This is a genomic window from Anoxybacillus sp. FSL W8-0382 (assembly GCF_038003845.1).
Taxonomy (GTDB): Bacteria; Bacillota; Bacilli; order Bacillales; family Anoxybacillaceae; genus Anoxybacillus; species Anoxybacillus flavithermus_G.
Genome location: NZ_JBBOPX010000001.1, coordinates 2,017,902 through 2,033,767, shown reverse-complemented (window position 1 = coordinate 2,033,767; position 15,866 = coordinate 2,017,902). Strand labels below are relative to the sequence as shown.

General features: G+C 45.6%; 16 protein-coding genes and 1 pseudogene. 12 read left to right on the top strand and 5 right to left on the bottom strand.

What is annotated here, in order from left to right; all coding sequences use genetic code 11:
- Nucleotides 1-210 precede the first annotated feature (210 nt).
- The 3 genes from NSS60_RS10700 to NSS60_RS10690 all read left to right on the top strand — a co-directional run bounded on the left by NSS60_RS10700 (nucleotide 211) and on the right by NSS60_RS10690 (nucleotide 2,489).
- Nucleotides 211-996 carry a TerC family protein gene (locus NSS60_RS10700; protein WP_004891520.1) on the top strand — a complete coding sequence of 262 codons (786 nt, stop codon included), beginning with the start codon at nucleotides 211-213 and terminating at the stop codon, nucleotides 994-996.
- A 56-nt stretch (nucleotides 997-1,052) separates the two neighbouring features.
- Nucleotides 1,053-1,556, top strand: a complete 504-nt coding sequence (locus NSS60_RS10695) for a ferritin (RefSeq protein WP_035019246.1) — start codon at nucleotides 1,053-1,055, stop codon at nucleotides 1,554-1,556.
- Nucleotides 1,557-1,619: 63 nt separating this feature from the next.
- Nucleotides 1,620-2,489, top strand: coding sequence for a DnaD domain-containing protein (locus NSS60_RS10690; protein ID WP_004891513.1), 870 nt, complete (start codon nucleotides 1,620-1,622; stop codon nucleotides 2,487-2,489).
- A gap of 12 nt (nucleotides 2,490-2,501) precedes the next feature.
- On the opposite strand, the gene NSS60_RS10685 is transcribed toward NSS60_RS10690, so the two are convergent.
- From NSS60_RS10685 to NSS60_RS10675, 3 genes are all read right to left on the bottom strand, one after another.
- Nucleotides 2,502-3,848, bottom strand: coding sequence for a (Fe-S)-binding protein (locus tag NSS60_RS10685; protein ID WP_004891510.1), 1,347 nt, complete (start codon nucleotides 3,846-3,848; stop codon nucleotides 2,502-2,504).
- The gene (glcD, locus tag NSS60_RS10680) at nucleotides 3,845-5,257 is read right to left on the bottom strand and encodes a glycolate oxidase subunit GlcD (RefSeq protein ID WP_340720842.1); all 1,413 of its coding nucleotides are present in this window, start codon (nucleotides 5,255-5,257) and stop codon (nucleotides 3,845-3,847) included. Before glcD ends, NSS60_RS10685 begins: the two co-directional genes overlap by 4 nt.
- Nucleotides 5,258-5,352: 95 nt before the next feature.
- Nucleotides 5,353-6,456, bottom strand: coding sequence for a CdaR family transcriptional regulator (locus NSS60_RS10675; protein ID WP_340720841.1), 1,104 nt, complete (start codon nucleotides 6,454-6,456; stop codon nucleotides 5,353-5,355).
- Nucleotides 6,457-6,793: 337 nt separating this feature from the next.
- Between NSS60_RS10675 and NSS60_RS14995 the strand changes: the two are divergent.
- Nucleotides 6,794-6,916: pseudogene (locus NSS60_RS14995) on the top strand (carbohydrate ABC transporter permease); the annotation flags it as partial.
- Between the two features lie 9 nt (nucleotides 6,917-6,925).
- Here NSS60_RS14995 and NSS60_RS10670 read toward each other — a convergent pair.
- Nucleotides 6,926-7,261, bottom strand: a complete 336-nt coding sequence (locus tag NSS60_RS10670; protein WP_004891503.1) for a DUF3905 domain-containing protein — start codon at nucleotides 7,259-7,261, stop codon at nucleotides 6,926-6,928.
- An 83-nt stretch (nucleotides 7,262-7,344) separates the two neighbouring features.
- Here NSS60_RS10670 and NSS60_RS10665 point away from each other — a divergent pair, with 83 nt between their 5' ends.
- The 3 genes from NSS60_RS10665 to NSS60_RS10655 are packed head-to-tail and all read left to right on the top strand — an operon-like array spanning nucleotide 7,345 to nucleotide 7,774.
- The gene (locus NSS60_RS10665; RefSeq protein WP_004891500.1) at nucleotides 7,345-7,485 is read left to right on the top strand and encodes a hypothetical protein; all 141 of its coding nucleotides are present in this window, start codon (nucleotides 7,345-7,347) and stop codon (nucleotides 7,483-7,485) included.
- Nucleotides 7,485-7,643 (top strand): hypothetical protein, encoded by a 159-nt coding sequence (locus NSS60_RS10660; protein ID WP_003396831.1) that lies wholly within the window; start codon nucleotides 7,485-7,487, stop codon nucleotides 7,641-7,643. The genes NSS60_RS10665 and NSS60_RS10660 overlap by 1 nt, the downstream gene beginning before the upstream one ends.
- On the top strand, nucleotides 7,640-7,774 hold the full coding sequence (locus NSS60_RS10655) for a hypothetical protein (protein ID WP_004891495.1): 135 nt from the start codon (nucleotides 7,640-7,642) through the stop codon (nucleotides 7,772-7,774). The genes NSS60_RS10660 and NSS60_RS10655 overlap by 4 nt, the downstream gene beginning before the upstream one ends.
- A 12-nt stretch (nucleotides 7,775-7,786) precedes the next feature.
- Here the strand turns inward: NSS60_RS10655 and NSS60_RS10650 are convergent, their stop codons facing one another.
- Nucleotides 7,787-9,514 (bottom strand): B12-binding domain-containing radical SAM protein, encoded by a 1,728-nt coding sequence (locus NSS60_RS10650; RefSeq protein ID WP_340720840.1) that lies wholly within the window; start codon nucleotides 9,512-9,514, stop codon nucleotides 7,787-7,789.
- 154 nt (nucleotides 9,515-9,668) lie between these two features.
- On the opposite strand from NSS60_RS10650, the gene NSS60_RS10645 reads away from it, so the two are divergent.
- From NSS60_RS10645 to NSS60_RS10625, 5 genes are all read left to right on the top strand, one after another.
- Entirely contained in the window at nucleotides 9,669-10,388 is a 720-nt protein-coding gene (locus NSS60_RS10645) for a FadR/GntR family transcriptional regulator (RefSeq protein WP_064221132.1), read from the top strand.
- A gap of 104 nt (nucleotides 10,389-10,492) precedes the next feature.
- Complete coding sequence (locus NSS60_RS10640; protein ID WP_340720839.1) at nucleotides 10,493-11,209, top strand: (Fe-S)-binding protein; 717 nt, start codon at nucleotides 10,493-10,495, stop codon at nucleotides 11,207-11,209.
- Between the two features lie 11 nt (nucleotides 11,210-11,220).
- Nucleotides 11,221-12,639: a LutB/LldF family L-lactate oxidation iron-sulfur protein gene (locus NSS60_RS10635; RefSeq protein ID WP_004891486.1), complete on the top strand. Its 1,419-nt coding sequence runs from the start codon at nucleotides 11,221-11,223 to the stop codon at nucleotides 12,637-12,639.
- Entirely contained in the window at nucleotides 12,640-13,302 is a 663-nt protein-coding gene (locus NSS60_RS10630) for a LutC/YkgG family protein (RefSeq protein ID WP_004891483.1), read from the top strand.
- A gap of 153 nt (nucleotides 13,303-13,455) precedes the next feature.
- The gene (locus tag NSS60_RS10625; protein WP_035019245.1) at nucleotides 13,456-15,612 is read left to right on the top strand and encodes a PAS domain-containing sensor histidine kinase; all 2,157 of its coding nucleotides are present in this window, start codon (nucleotides 13,456-13,458) and stop codon (nucleotides 15,610-15,612) included.
- Nucleotides 15,613-15,866 lie beyond the last annotated feature (254 nt).

Below are 15,866 nucleotides of genomic sequence, written 5' to 3'. Positions count from 1 at the left end.
GTTAAATTATAGTTTTCCTTTTACAAAGGGGAGTAGCGTTCAGGCGTTGCCTGAAAACAAAGTCGTCAATTCGTGGACCTTGTCCATCGGCTTTGTTGGCACAACATGTGTCTAGCGAGACCTTTGCCGTTCGGCGAAGGTCTTTTTTGCGTTTTCATGATTTTTTGCCGACGGGCGAGGGAAAACTACATATTACAGGAGGGATCATTGATGGATGTATCATTGTTGTTAGAGTATGGTTGGGTGCTTCTCGTTTTAATCGGATTGGAGGGCATTTTAGCGGCCGATAACGCTGTCGTCATGGCGGTGATGGTCAAACATTTGCCAGAAAAACAACAAAAACGGGCGCTCTTCTACGGGCTTGCCGGGGCGTTTATTCTTCGCTTCGCTGCGCTTTTCGTCATTTCGTATTTAGTGAATATTTGGCAAATTCAAGCGCTCGGCGCGTTGTATTTAATGTTTATTGCCGTACATCATTTTATAAACAAAAATCGAGACGGTTCGCATAAAGAAGGGAAAAAGCAATCTGGTTTTTGGATGACTGTACTGAAAGTGGAGATCGCTGACTTAGCGTTTGCGATCGATTCGATTTTAGCAGCGGTCGCTTTAGCGATGACGTTGCCAGATACGAACTTACCGCCTATTGGAGGCCTGGACGGCGGAAAGTTTTTAGTCATCTTCGCTGGTGGATTGATTGGTGTCATTATTATGCGTTTTGCGGCAAATGCGTTCGTGAAATTGTTGCATAAACGCCCAAGCCTAGAATCGGCCGCATTTTTAATCGTCGGCTGGGTCGGTGTGAAGTTGGCAGTATATACGCTTGCGCATCCGAGCTTAGCTGTCGTTCCTGAACATTTCGCGCATTCGGCGTTATGGAAAGCGATTTTCTGGATCGTTCTTTTAGCGATTGCTGCTGGCGGCTGGTTTTTCTCCGGAAAAGAAACGAAACAACAGAAAGAAGCGATTCAAACGTTGAAAAAAGCGCAAAACGAATAAGGGGAGGCACGTTCCTCCTCTTTTTGTTATAATAAAGAAAGAGAGGAGTGTTGATGTTGTTAAGTGAAAAATTGTTAAACGGACTGAATGAACAAATGAATTTCGAATTTTATTCCGCACATGCGTATATGGCGATGGCGGCATATTGCTCAGCGGAAGGATTGGATGGTTTCGCAAATTTCTTTTTAGTGCAAGCGGAAGAAGAACGTTTTCATGCGATGAAGTTTTACAACTTTATTAATGCGCTTGGCGAACGGGCCATTATGACAGGTTTTCCTTCACCGAACAACGAATTTACATCCGTTCGTGACTGCTTCGAAAAAGCGCTCGCTCATGAAAAAGAAGTGACGCGCCGCATTTATAAACTATCTGACTTAGCGTTAGATGAGCGTGAACACGCGACGATGAACTTTTTGAAATGGTTTATCGACGAACAAGTAGAAGAAGAGTCGATGTTTGATACGCTTATTCAAAAACTGAAACGCATCGAAGGCGACAGCAATTCGCTATTTATGCTCGACAACGAACTCGCACAACGTACATTTACACCAGAACCGTAAAGGGAATGCGAAGGCATTCTCTTTTTTATCCCCCCTAACCAAATGTCGTGTATGAGGCGATAAATGGATATAGGGGGGATTGTGATGAAGAAGTGGTTAGTCGATGATGAGCCGTTGTTCGTATTGCCGACGGTGGCGGTAAAGCTTGGACTAAATGAAAGCATTTTTTTACAGCAGCTTCATTATTGGCTCGGAAAAAGCACGCATACGCATGATGGACATGTATGGGTGTACAACACGTACGAAGGGTGGAAAAAGCAATTTCCGTTTTGGTCAGAAAGTACGATTCGGCGCACGATCGTACGGCTTGAGAAAAAAGGGATCGTCGTCTCGCGCTATCGCTCACAGATGGATAAAACGAAATGGTATCGCATTGACTACGATGTGCTTGCCAAAGTGCTTGACACAAACGTTGTACATGACGAGCAAGTGACGGAAGATGACGAGAACATGTGTATCGAAAAAACGAACGGTCAACATGACGAGCGGACGATGCAACATGACGCATCGCACGCGTCAACTTGCCAAGACGCACGTCGCAATATGAACAGACAAACAGAAATAACAACAGATCATACGTTACAAAACTTGATTTATTTTTATGAACAAAACGGTTTCGGGACGATCAGTAGCTATGTCGGTGAACAGATGGCGCTATGGGTGAATGACACGTCAGCGGAATGGGTGCTCGAAGCGTTAATGATCGCGTTAAAAAACGGAGTGAAAACGTGGAAATATGCCGAGGGGATTTTGCGCAATTGGAAGAAGCATGGTCGCATAAAAAAAGAAAAACGAGCGGTGCGAACGGAATTGATTCCGGAATGGCTACATATCGACTATACGCAATATGAGCGAAAAACGTATAGCGAAGCGCAGTTAGAACAAAAGCGTGCTGAATTAGAAAAGCGTTTAAAAAAGAGGGTAAGGGCATGAATGTCCATACCCTTACCCTGTTTGTTTCACCGGCTCGTTTGCTTCTTTTGTCGCTTCTACCGCTTCTAAAAGCAGCTCGACAAGGTGAACGGCACGCACGTTCGTCAGTCCTTCTCGTTCAATGCCGAGCTTCATTTGTAGTAAACAGCCGGGATTGGCGGTCACAATCGTCGTCGCTTTCGTTTGTTTTACTTGTTCCATTTTGTAATCAAGCACTTGCATCGACATGTCTGGCTCGATGATGTTATAAATGCCTGCTGAACCGCAGCATCGATCGGCATCTTTCATTTCGCGAAACTCGACGCCGGAAATGGATTGAAGCAACAGGCGCGGCTCGTTTGCGGTTTTCATGACGTTGCGTAAATGGCATGAATCTTGATACGTCACGATTTGCTCAGGCAAGCGCCATCCTTCGAGATGAAAGCCGAGTTCGACTAAAATGACGGACACATCTTTTATTTTTGCGACAAACGCTTTCGCACGCTCTGCCCAAATCGGATCGTCTTTTAATAAATGGTCGTATTCGATTAAAAACGCCCCGCACCCGCCAGCGTTTGTGACGATATAGTCGACATCGAGCGCTTCAAACGCTTCAATGTTTTGTTTCGCGAGCGTTTTCGCGTCCGCTTTTTCGCCGCTATGCCCGTGAAGTGCACCGCAACACGTTTGGGCCGGTGGAATGACGATGTCGCAGCCGACAAGCTGCAATAGTTTCATCGTCGCATCGTTCGTGTCCATAAACATCGTATCCATTAAACAGCCGCTAAAAAAGGCGACCCGTTTTTTTCGTTTCGTTTCCGCTTCGATGTGCGTTGGTCGTTCGTTCATTTGTTTCCACGTCGGCACGTTCGGCAACACGTTTTCCATCATCGCTAAATGATTTGGCAACACGCGCAATAAGCCGAGTTTGCGAACGAGCGCCTGCAACCCTGAACGTTGATAAAAACCGATAAGTGCCGTCAACATGCGCATCCGCTTTGGATGCGGAAAAAGTTGTTTAAATACGACGTGGCGAACGAGACGAACGAACCACGGATATCGTTTATGTTGCGCAATAATATCGCGCGCTTCTTCTAATAAATGGCCGTAGCGCACGCCAGAAGGGCAAACCGGTTCACACGCGCGGCAGCCAAGACAGAGTTGAAGGGAACGTTCGACATCTTCGTCCGGTTCAATCAGTCCATCGACGACTGCTTTCATTAATGCGATCCGGCCGCGCGGCGAGTGCGACTCTTGAAAGCCGGATTCAATATACGTCGGGCATGTCGGCAAACAAAAACCGCACCGCATACAGTTTAGTAGTTCGTCTTCATTCATGCGCGCTTGAAATTGTTGTTGGATGAGCTGTTCGTTTTTCATCGCGTTATCACCACCCGTTTGCGCGTGCTTTTTGCGAACACTTTCCCTGGATTCATAATGTTGTTCGGATCGAGCGCTCGTTTAATCGCCTGCATCGCAGCGATTCCTTCTTTGCCGAGCTTCCATTCTAAATACGGCGCTTTCATGACGCCGACGCCATGCTCGCCAGTAATCGTGCCGCCAAGCTCAATCGCTTTGGCGAATATGTCTTCAAACGCCTGCTCGACGCGATGCAGTTCGTCTTTGTCGCGCACATCGGTCGGACATGTCGGATGAAGGTTGCCGTCACCTGCGTGACCGAACGTGCAAATGTTGACGTTATATTTTTTAGCAATATCGTTAATCGCTTTCACCATATTTGCAATTTGCGAACGTGGAACGGTCGCATCTTCTAAAATCGTCGTCGGTTTTAAGCGAGCGAGCGCCGATAGCGCTGAGCGACGCGCTGTGCGTAAATTGTTTGCTTCTTCTTCCGTTTGTGCCACTTGAACAGAAATGGCGTGTTGTTCGCGGCAAATGCGCGCCATCGCTTCCATATCGCGCTCAACGACTTCTTTCGGGTCGTCTTGTTCGATGAGCAACACCGCTTTCACGTCCGTCGGCAAGCCGATGTTGACGAACGACTCGACGACTTGTAACGTCGGCTGGTCTAAAAATTCAAGCGTCGTCGGAATGATTTTGTTGGCGATAATGGCGGAAACGGAGCGTGCTGCCGCTTCTAAATCTTCATAAAGCGCGAGCATCGTTTGTTTCGTCTCCGGCATCGGAATGAGTTTTAACGTCGCTTCTGTAATAATGCCGAGAGTGCCTTCTGAGCCGACGAATAGGCGCGTTAAATCGTAGCCAGCGACGTCTTTTGCGAGCTTGCCGCCCGTGCGAATGATGTCGCCGTTGGCGAGTACAACTTCAAGCCCCATGACGTAATCGCGTGTGACACCGTATTTCAATCCGCGCAAGCCGCCGGAATTTTCGTTAATGTTTCCACCAATCGTTGAAATTTTCATCGAGCTTGGATCAGGTGGATAAAATAATCCTTTCGCTTCGACCGCTTGAATGAGGTCGAGTGTAATGACTCCCGGTTGAACGGTCACCGTCAAATTTTCTTCGTCAATTTCTAATATGCGATTCATATGTTTAAAAATGATGACGATGCCGCCTTCCGTTGGACATGTGCCTGCACAAAGATTTGTTCCTGAGCCGCGTGGAACGATCGGAATGCGCTCGTTGTTGCAAATTTTTACGATTTCACTCACTTCTTTTGTGTTGCGTGGTGCGATAACTGCGTCAGGAAGCGATTGAAAGTTTGGTGTTGCGTCATAGGAATAAACGAGCCGTCCGGCTTTCGAATCGTCGTAGTTTTCTGCGCCGACAATTTGAATGAACTGTCGTTTCACTTGTTCAGTAATCATATCATCCACCTTCTTCCCTTTGTTTGTACTGTAAGCATATAAAAAAGCGGGAAAACCCGCTATGTATAAACATATAAAAATAAAACGCTTACACATTATTTTTTTGTTGTTTCATCTAAAAAACGAATAGCTAAGTATAAGGTGATGATATGTTCGAGATGGCGCACGTTCAGTTTCGTATAATCTTGTATTTTTTTTAGCCGGTAATGAAGTGTATTAATGTGAATGTGAAGCGCCTCTGCCGTTCGTTTGAGCGATAAGTCGTTAGCGAACAACGTCCGCAGCGTATGCAACAATTCTTCATCGTGTATGAGCGGTTCAATCGTTCGTTTAATAAGTTCTTGTTTTGTCGCAGGCGAAATGTCTTCTAAACACATGTCCAATCGTAAATCTTCATCGAAAACGATGTCGCCTGTTTGTTTGGAGATATGAAGGGCACGTTCAGCTTGCTTATACGAATGGTACACCTGTTTACTATCTCCCATTTTTCCGCATCCGATATGAAGCGTCACATCGTATTTGTCTAATAATGAGCGTTGCATCGTTTTGAGTTTAGCGATCGTTCGTTCTTTGTCGTCGTCTGTTTGTAAAATAAGTAAGCGATCGTTTCCCCAACGGACGATGACATCACGTGCATCGCTCCAAACGATTTGAACGTATTTCCACATGTCAACGGAAATCGTTTGTTTTGTTTCATTTAACGAAGCGATAATGACGCGCCGCGAGCAAGCGAGGTCGATATGAAACAGTTGGGCTCGCTCGTGCAAGGATGGCGACCATTCGCGCGCTTGCAGCCAATCGAAGACGAACGTTTCAAGCGCACGCGCTTCAAGTTGTAACTGTTCCGTATAGTAGTTTTCTTGAATGAGAAGCTCGGTCATTTTTTTTAATAGCTCACCGTATGGTGATACGTTCGCTGGATCTCCTGTAATGCCGATGACGCCAATGACGTCACCGTGAAAAAAAACAGGTAAGTTGATGCCAGCTTTTACTCCTTTGAGCTTTCCTTCGTCTTCTTTCGTAATGATTCGTTTTTGTTTTTCTTGGCAAACGAGAAACGCGCCTTCATGAAATTGCCCGATGCGCGTCGGGTCGGTGCTGGCGATAATGATGCCATGCGTGTCGACGATAATGAGATTTTCATGAATGAGGCAGCGGACGTCCGACACAATTTTTTTCGCAAGGTGAGGGGAAAGCATGCGTCCACTTCCTTTCTGAGTGAATACAAACGAAGAAACCGTCCTTTTGATGATGCGAAAGGACGGTTATCTATTTGTTACATTTGAAAGCGTGCGACCGCCTGACGAAGTTGCTCTGCTGTGCTTGCGAGTTCTTGCGACGAGGCGAGCAGCTCTTGCATCGTTGCGTTTTGTTCTTCTGTCGTTGCGGCGACTTGTTCAATATTATGGGCGGATTGAGATGATTATAGCACGACAGTTCGTGGGAAGGGGAGAACATTTTTGGACAAAATACCACGAATTTTGTTACAAATTTTTTGTTGCAATCGGTTTCAAGTTTGGTTGAAATTCAAATCAACAAGGACAATACATTAGCTATTGGAAGTACATTATGGCGGCGTCGATGGTGTTTACGATGCCTGTGTTAGTCATTTATGCATTTTTTAATCGCTACTTTCTCAAAGGTATTTCGTTTACGGGGGAAATAGCTTTAATCTGCCCCATATCCGACGTCTTTGTCTGGATGCATAAACGGAGCGTTTTCGCTTCGTTTTTCTTCTAATTGGGCACGGTTTTCAGGGGTGTTCCAGCCGATGTCGTTCGTCGGATGCACCCATTCATCACCCGCCATGACACTCGGATCTGTTTCATCGCTCCATTGATTGAGCGGGGAGTTTGGCGAATTGTATTTACTGTCGCCAATAACGCCCCCGTGTTGATTGACAAACGGCGGCTGCATGCGCATGCCCGTTCCTTTAAACGACGGAGCATGTATTTGATGCGGTTGTGTTTCGTCCAAAATTGGCGATTCGATATCTTTTTCCATCCATCATCACCTCGCTATTAATATGGCTTAACAACGTATAAAATATGTCGTTTTGCATGACATTACTTGTAGGGGGGATTTATATGCGTTTTCCTATTGCGCAGTTGCATGAGCGCGACATCGCCCAAGTGCAACAATTTGAGCGAAAGCTTCGTGAACAAACGGGCGAAGACATTATACTCATTGCATACAAAAAAGAACAAACAGACGGACGAGGTGAATGATGATGAAGCGAAAAGTGACACACGATGCAGCGAAGACGAACAATCAAACACCGACGGAAAGCATGCCGAAAGATGAATTTGCTGCGCAATACGCTGGTGGCGAAGATATGAGCCGCGGCGCGAATCGCAATTCGAAAAAAGGACGGCAAGGAAAATGAAAAATAAACAAGCAGGGAAAACGATTCCAATTCCAAGCGATATATTAAAGGAAGAATTCGGGAGCGAACAAGGCGACATCAATGCGCATAAAGTGATGGAGTTAATGGAAGAGGCAAAGAAGAAAAAGTAGGAGTGGAGGCTCCTACTTTTCCATTTCCAAAAAATACGTCTCTGCTTTCATTGTCGTTTGGTTAAAGTATACGATCATCGCCATGTTGCATATGCGCACTTGTTTCGTTTGTAAATAATGCGGCAAGTCGAACGGGATCATTTCGACGACGGTATGTTTAAATAGTTCTTTTTCGCTTAGTGAAAGAAGGTGCGGTTGTTCGGACAGTTTTTCATATACGCGCGCGCGTACATGTTTGTCCGTTTTTTCATCCCACCACGGTTTGCGTGGTTTTTGTTTTTGATTGCGCAAATAGTCGTATTTCATGAGCGCTTCGACGATCGGCAAGTCGTTCGTGTGTAACGTTTGTAAAAACGAATAGAGGCGGCGGAATAAATCTTCAAGTTGATGTCCGATGCGCGCCCATCCTTGTTCGTCCCAATACGTGCCGAATGATTGGAAAAAGTCAAACGGTGTGTCAAATAAATGGGTGACGATATATTCAATCGTTTCGTCCATCCGATGGTCGTTCCAATATTTTTCAAGCACATCTTCGACTTGTTTTAAGCGAATGACGTCGTCAAATGATAGCACGCGGTTGCGCAACATTTCATACGGTGCCCGATCCATAAAGATGTAGCCGTACTCGTCTGCTTGACGGCGCAGTCCTGTGCCGCGCAACATTTTTAAAAACCCGAGCTGCAATTCTTCAGGGCGAAGGGCAAACACGTCGTTAAACGTTTTTCGAAACGATGTGTAATCTTCTTCAGGAAGTCCGGCAATTAAATCGAGATGTTGCGCAATTTTTCCACCTTGTTTTACCATCGTAACCGTTCGGGTAAGTTTATCAAAATTTTGTTTCCGCATGACGAGTTTATTCACTTCATCGTTCGTCGATTGCACGCCAATTTCAAAACGGAATAGCCCTGGCGGCGCTTCACGGTTTAAAAACTCGATCACTTCTGGGCGCATAATATCCGCTGTAATTTCAAATTGGAACACGACGCCCGGCACGTGCTCGTCAATTAAAAATTGGAACATATCCATCGCATAGCTGCGGCTAATGTTAAATGTGCGATCGACAAATTTAATGACTTTCGCTCCGTGTTTCATTAAGTAGCGTAAATCTTCTTTTATTTTTTCACGATCAAAGTAGCGGACGCCAACTTCAATCGACGATAAACAAAATTGGCAACTAAACGGACAGCCGCGGCTCGTTTCGACGTATGTGACGCGTTTGGACAAATGCGGAATATCTTCTGGAAAGCGAAACGGCGACGGCATATTCGCTAAATTGATTTTATTTCGCTGCGGATTGATGACCGGTTTGCCGTCTTGATGAAAGGCAAGTCCAGCGATCGTTGCGACATCTTCACCGCGATGAAGCGCTGTCAGAAGCTGTTTAAACGTTTCTTCTCCTTCGCCGATGACGATATAATCAAACTGTGGTACGCGCTCAAGCCAATAAGCAACGTCGTATGACACTTCTGGTCCACCGACGACGATCGTAACGGTCGGATGCACTTTTTTCAAAAGCTGAATAACTTCAATCGTCTGTTCGATGTTCCAAATGTAACAGCTAAACCCGACGACATCGGGTTTGCGGCGATATAAATCGGTGACGATGTTTAACACAGGGTCTTTAATCGTATATTCGACAAGCTCCACGTCAAACTCTGGCTGGGCGTATGCTTTCAAATACCGGATCGCTAAGTTTGTATGAATATATTTCGCATTTAACGTTGTACAGATGATATGCACTGCAAACGACTCCTTTGCATATATGTTGCGACGAATTATTATATCACATAGGAAGGGAAAGAAAAAAGGAAGGAAGATAAACAACAATTTTATTTTTTAGAAAAATACGATATGATATGCTATTTACATAGGGGAGTAAACAAAAGATGATGGGGTGGACAATGTGTACAAACAAATTAAGCCGAAAAAAATATATGAAGAAGTAGCCGAAGCCATTTTACATATGATTCAAACGGGACAGTTAAAGCCCGGAGATAAACTCGACTCCGTTCAACAACTAGCTGAAAATTTCCAAGTCGGCCGCGCGGCCATTCGCGAAGCGTTAACGGCGCTTAGGGCGATGGGGCTCATTGAAATGAAACAAGGGGAAGGCACATACGTGCGCGAATTTGACCCAGCGATGTTATCGTTTCCGATTTCTGCTGCTTTGCTGATGAATAAAGAAGACGTGGCCCATTTATTAGAAGTGCGCAAACTGCTTGAAGTTGGCGCAGCTGGATTGGCGGCGCTAAAACGGACGGAAGAAGATTTGCGCGCCATGCAAAGCGCCCTTGCGCAAATGCGTGAGGTGATCGGCGATGAAGAGCTTGGCGAAAAAGCCGACTTTTTATTTCATATGGCGATTGCGGAGGCAACGAAAAATCCGTTGTTAGTTAGCTTAATGAACAACGTGTCGGGAATGATGATGGAAACGATGCGTGAAACGCGACGCATTTGGCTGTTTGCGAAACAAACGACGACGGAGCAGCTGCTTGAAGACCATATCGCCATCTTTGAAGCGATTCGCGAACAAAACATCGAACTTGCGCAAGAGCGAATGAAAGACCATTTAGGACACGTAGAAAAAGTGCTTTCTGACTACATTTCTTTATGATGGGAGGGCTCCCTCCACACATACTCATCAGATGACCGGTTGACTAATTTGGCAATTGCGTGTAAAGTGAAGGAAAAGAAAACGTTTTCGAAAGGGGATCGGGGATGAACGTTACATTATTCGTTACATGTTTAGTTGATTTATTTCACGTGAACGTCGGAAAGGCGACCGTTGAACTATTAGAACGGCTCGGCTGTACGATACATTTTCCAGAGGGGCAAACGTGCTGTGGTCAGCCTGCGTACAATAGCGGGTATGTAAAAGAAGCGAAGGAAGCGATGAAACATATGATTCGCACGTTTGAACACGCAGAATATATCGTGACCCCATCCGGTTCGTGTGCAACGATGTTTAAAGAATATCCGCACATTTTTCAAGGTGATGGGGAATGGGAAGAACGCGCGCAACGCCTCGCCGATAAAACGTACGAACTGACGCAATTTATTGTTGATGTGCTAAAAGCGGAAGATGTTGGCGCGCGGTTAGAAGGGAAGGCGACGTACCATACATCATGTCATATGACGCGCCTGCTCGGCGTGAAAGACGCGCCGTTTACGTTATTACAACACGTGAAAGGGCTGGAAGTTGTCCCTTTGCCAAACGCGCACAATTGCTGTGGATTTGGCGGCACGTTTTCAGTAAAAATGGGGCCGATTTCGGAACAGATGGTCGATGAAAAAATTCAATGCATTGAACAAGTCGAAGCCGACTATTTAATCGGTGCAGACTGTGGCTGTTTAATGAATATCGGCGGGCGCATCGAACGAAAAGGCAAACCGATTCGCGTCATGCACATTGCCGAAGTGCTCAATAGTAGATAGGGGGGATTCATATGGCGATGAAAATTAACATGGGAGAGTTTCACGAACGCGTCGAGAAAGGAATTCATAATACGTTTATGCGCGGAGCGGTTGCTGGAGCGCAAGAGCGGCTGCGCACGCGCCGGTTGGAAGCAGCTGCTGAGCTTGGCAACTGGGAAGAGTGGCGCGCGCTCGGAGAAGAAATTCGCCAACATACACTTGAAAACTTAGACTATTATTTAATGCAACTGAGCGAAAATGTAAAAAAGCGCGGCGGCCATGTGTTTTTTGCGCAAACGGCAGAAGAAGCGAACGACTACATTTGCCGCGTCGTTGCAAGCAAACAAGCGAAAAAAATTGTGAAATCGAAATCGATGGTGACGGAAGAAATTCATATGAATGCCGCATTAGAGAAGCTTGGCTGTGAAGTCATTGAAACGGATCTTGGTGAATACATTTTGCAAGTCGACGACCACGATCCACCGTCTCATATCGTTGCGCCGGCGCTTCATAAAAATAAAGAACAAATTCGCGACGTATTTAAGGAAAAGTTAGCGTACACAAAAACGGAAAAGCCGGAAGAGCTTGCCCTTCATGCGCGCCATATGCTTCGCCATGAATATATGACAGCTGATGTGGGCATTACCGGATGCAATTTTGCGATTGCCGAGTCCGGTTCGATTACGCTCGTGACGAACGAAGGAAACGCCGATTTAGTCACCGCATTGCCGAAAACACAAATTACAGTCATGGGAATGGAGCGCATCGTACCGACGTTTGAAGAAATGGAAGTGCTCGTTAGTTTACTGACGAGGAGTGCGGTCGGGCAAAAGTTGACGAGCTACATTACCGTATTAACCGGTCCGCGCGAGGAAGGGGAAGTGGATGGACCAGAAGAATTTCATCTCGTCATTGTCGATAACGGGCGTTCTGACATTTTAGGAACGGAATTTCAGTCGGTGTTACAATGCATTCGCTGCGCGGCTTGCGTCAACGTCTGCCCGGTATATCGCCATATCGGCGGTCATTCATACGGTTCGATTTATTCCGGGCCGATCGGGGCGGTATTGTCCCCGCTTCTTGGCGGTTACGATGATTATAAAGAATTGCCGTATGCGTCCACGTTATGCGCGGCATGTACGGAAGCGTGCCCGGTTAAAATTCCGCTTCATGAACTGTTGTTAAAACATCGTCAAACGATTGTCGAACGGGAAGGAAAAGCGCCGATTTCAGAAAAATTAGCGATGAAAGCGTTCGGATTAGGTGCGGCATCGTCGCTTTTATATAAAATCGGGTCAAAAGTGGCGCCGAGCGCTATGAATCCGTTTACCGTCAACGACCGCATTTCGAAAGGACCGGGACCGTTAAAAGCGTGGACGGACATTCGCGAGTTTCCAGCGCCAGAAAAAGAGCGATTCCGCGACTGGTTGAAACAAAGGGGGAACGAATAAATGGAAGCTTTTTTACAACGAATTGCTTCACGACTTGGACGCGATGTGCGTACGTCTGTAGAACGCCCGAAATGGAAACATGCCCCGCAACATACCGTATTTCAAGGGTATAGCCAAGACGAGTTGCTTGATGAATTAAAAAAGCAATGTACGCGCATTCATACGACGCTTGTCGAAACGACAGCAGATTGTCTCGTTGACGCGATAGACGACGTTATAGCGGCACATGGCGGCGGCTCGATTGTCGTCGCAAACGATGAGCGTTACGAGCAGTTTGGATTAAGCTCGCTTTTCACGCGCGAAGATGTACACGTATGGGATCATACGCTCGGACGGGCGAATATCGAAGCGGCTGAGCGAGCCAATATTGGCATCACCTTTAGCGACATCACATTAGCTGAATCAGGAACGGTTGTGCTATTAAACAACCGCGATCAAGGGAGAACGATTAGCTTTTTACCGACGACGTATGTGGCGCTTATTCCGAAAAGTACAATCGTTCCCCGAATGACGCAAGCGGCGCACATCATTCGGGAGAAGCATGTTCCGTCATGCATCAATTTCATTACAGGTCCGAGCAACTCCGCAGATATTGAAATGAACTTAGTTGTCGGCGTGCATGGGCCGGTGAAAGCAACATATATCGTCATTACCGATCGATGAGCAGCGAACAAGCTGCTCTTTTTTATTCCGATCAGATTAGTGAAATTATCAGAAAGTTAAGAAGGAATAACAAAAAATGTAGCGAATATAATCAAAAATATAGTAGAGAGGGAGTTAGTCGGGGAGGGAAACCATTTGAGTGCGAAAGGAAATATGATTGAAAAACCTCAATCCATCCACATGGCCAACCAAGAAAAAGAAGCGATAGAGGAGAAAATTCGTCAATATCGTTTTATTTTTGAACAAGCGATAGATGCGATTGCGTTAGTGAATAAAGACGGTGCGTTTATCGACATGAATGAAGCGGCGTGCCGCCTGTTTCGTGCGTCAAAAGAAAAACTGCTACAAAAACATTTTCAAGACTATTTGCATCTTGTTCCTGAACATATTTTCCAATTTCAAAAACAAATGCTTCATAAGTTCGGGTCATACGATGACGAGCTTGTCATCCGTTTAGCTGATGGCGAAACGAAGCATGTGCAATTGTTTATGCGCCGCCACCCATCATTTGATTTATACATCATCCGCGACATTTCCTCAAAAAAAGTGCTTGAGCGTGAACGTTCGATTAACGAAACGTTATTTAAAGATTTGTTTAACCGCGCAGGTGATAGCATCATCATTTTTGATGCACGAGGGCGATTTATTGATGCGAATCCTTCCTTTTGCGCGAGCGTCAACGCAAACAAAGAGGAGCTGTGCAAGCTTTCTATTCAAACATTTATCCCGATCGAATATCATCATTTGTTCGAACAACTGTTGCTGATGTTAAAGCGCACAGGGACAGTATCGAGCGAACTGCCGTTTATTTTAGCGGACGGCATGCAAAAGTTGTTTGAAATGACGCTCACGGCGAACGTACATAGCGGCTTTTTTATGGCGATTATGCGCGACGTCACCGAAAAGCGAAATATGGAAATGAACTTACAGCGAAGTGAAGAGCGATTTCGTGCCATTTTTGAACAAGCTCACGAAGCGATTTTCATTTGCGATGATTTTGGCAACATTTTGCGCGCCAACCCTGCGGCAAGCCGAACGTTTGAATTGCCGCTCCACGATCTTGTCCGTGCGAACTTAATGCAGTTTATTGATGCAAAAGATGAAAAAGTACGTCGCGTATTACGGCAATTTTTCCGCGACGGAGAAATTCGCGACGAATTAACGTTTCATATGCCAAATGGAGAGCGAAAACAGCTTGAATTTACGTCAAAAAAAGGAGTCATTAACGGCTACCATTTAACGATTTTTCGCAACGTTAGCGAACGTAAAAAAATGGAGAAAGAGTTGCGCGAACAAGAACAAAAGTTTCGCAGCATATTTAATCATGCGATGGACGGGATGATGTTAATTGACGATGAGCAGCGCATTTTTGATGCGAATCCGGTAGCGTGTCGCATTTTCGCTTTAAAAAAAGAACAGTTGATCGGAAAACGTGTGCACGCTTTTATCGAAACGAATCATTTAAAACATTTTCAAACGTGGTTGAGCGAAGCAGGGGAAGAAGAATTCGTCATGGTGGACGGAAAAGGGAAACAAAGAATTGTTGAACTGTCGTTTAAACGAAACGTCATTGAACATGTTGGACTTATGATGGTGCGCGACATCACGGAGAAAAAAGAAATGGAAGAACGTCTGCGCAAGTCGGATACGTTAAACGTCGTCGGGCAGCTTGCGGCAGGAATCGCCCATGAAATTCGCAACCCGATGACGGCGTTAAAAGGGTTTATTCAACTGTTACAAGGAAGCATGAGTCATGAGAGCGAAACGTATCATATGTACTTCGAGGTCATTACGTCGGAATTAAAACGAATTGAATCGATTATTACCGAGTTTCTCGTGCTCGCTAAACCGCAAGCCACTCATTATGAAAAAAACGATGTCGCGAAAGTGATGCAAGAGACGGTTGACTTATTAAGCGTGCAAGCGACGATGCATAACATTCAAATTGAAGCCACATATGAGCCGGTTCCGCCCGTTTATTGCGATTCGAAACAACTGAAACAAGTGTTTATTAACATGTTAAAAAATGCGATCGAAGTGATGCCAAAAGGCGGGACGATTACCGTGTCCGTTCAGCATGTCGACGAAGGCGTGCGCATTGCCATTCGCGACCAAGGTTGCGGCATTCCGAAAGAAAAAATAAAAAAAATAGGCGAGCCGTTTTATACGACGAAAGAGCGCGGAACGGGACTTGGCTTAATGGTCAGCTATAAAATTATTGAAGAACATCGCGGACGCATCGATATTGAAAGCGAAGTAGGTGTCGGCACGACGTTTTATATTACTCTGCCAGCGACGAACGATATGTAGTACAATAGACTGACAGCTAAAGAGGTGGATATGATGTCTTCGTTCGGCAGTAAGCGAACTGCTTGAAGGACGTCGATACGTTATCGTATAGCCATTTTACAACGGAAGATTTCGCAAAGTTAAAACAAATTGATGAACTCATTGCCCGCACAAGCAAGAAATATTTGCCGAAGTCATTCGTCTCATCGATGAACTCATCGAAAAAGTCGAAAAAGAACGGACGTTTGAAACCCACCTCGCATAAGGTGGGTTTA

Coding starts and splice junctions, on each gene's coding strand:
- NSS60_RS10700 (WP_004891520.1), top strand. CDS start 211: ATGGATGTATCATTGTTGTTAGAGTATGGTTGGGTGCTTCTCGTTTTA.
- NSS60_RS10660 (WP_003396831.1), top strand. CDS start 7,485: ATGATGAAGCGAAAAGTGACACACGATGCAGCGAAGACGAACAATCAA.
- NSS60_RS10665 (WP_004891500.1), top strand. CDS start 7,345: ATGCGTTTTCCTATTGCGCAGTTGCATGAGCGCGACATCGCCCAAGTG.
- NSS60_RS10635 (WP_004891486.1), top strand. CDS start 11,221: ATGGCGATGAAAATTAACATGGGAGAGTTTCACGAACGCGTCGAGAAA.
- glcD (WP_340720842.1), bottom strand. CDS start 5,257: ATGATTACTGAACAAGTGAAACGACAGTTCATTCAAATTGTCGGCGCA.
- NSS60_RS10630 (WP_004891483.1), top strand. CDS start 12,640: ATGGAAGCTTTTTTACAACGAATTGCTTCACGACTTGGACGCGATGTG.
- NSS60_RS10675 (WP_340720841.1), bottom strand. CDS start 6,456: ATGCTTTCCCCTCACCTTGCGAAAAAAATTGTGTCGGACGTCCGCTGC.
- NSS60_RS10690 (WP_004891513.1), top strand. CDS start 1,620: ATGGATATAGGGGGGATTGTGATGAAGAAGTGGTTAGTCGATGATGAG.
- NSS60_RS10685 (WP_004891510.1), bottom strand. CDS start 3,848: ATGAAAAACGAACAGCTCATCCAACAACAATTTCAAGCGCGCATGAAT.
- NSS60_RS10670 (WP_004891503.1), bottom strand. CDS start 7,261: ATGGAAAAAGATATCGAATCGCCAATTTTGGACGAAACACAACCGCAT.
- NSS60_RS10625 (WP_035019245.1), top strand. CDS start 13,456: ATGATTGAAAAACCTCAATCCATCCACATGGCCAACCAAGAAAAAGAA.
- NSS60_RS10655 (WP_004891495.1), top strand. CDS start 7,640: ATGAAAAATAAACAAGCAGGGAAAACGATTCCAATTCCAAGCGATATA.
- NSS60_RS10640 (WP_340720839.1), top strand. CDS start 10,493: ATGAACGTTACATTATTCGTTACATGTTTAGTTGATTTATTTCACGTG.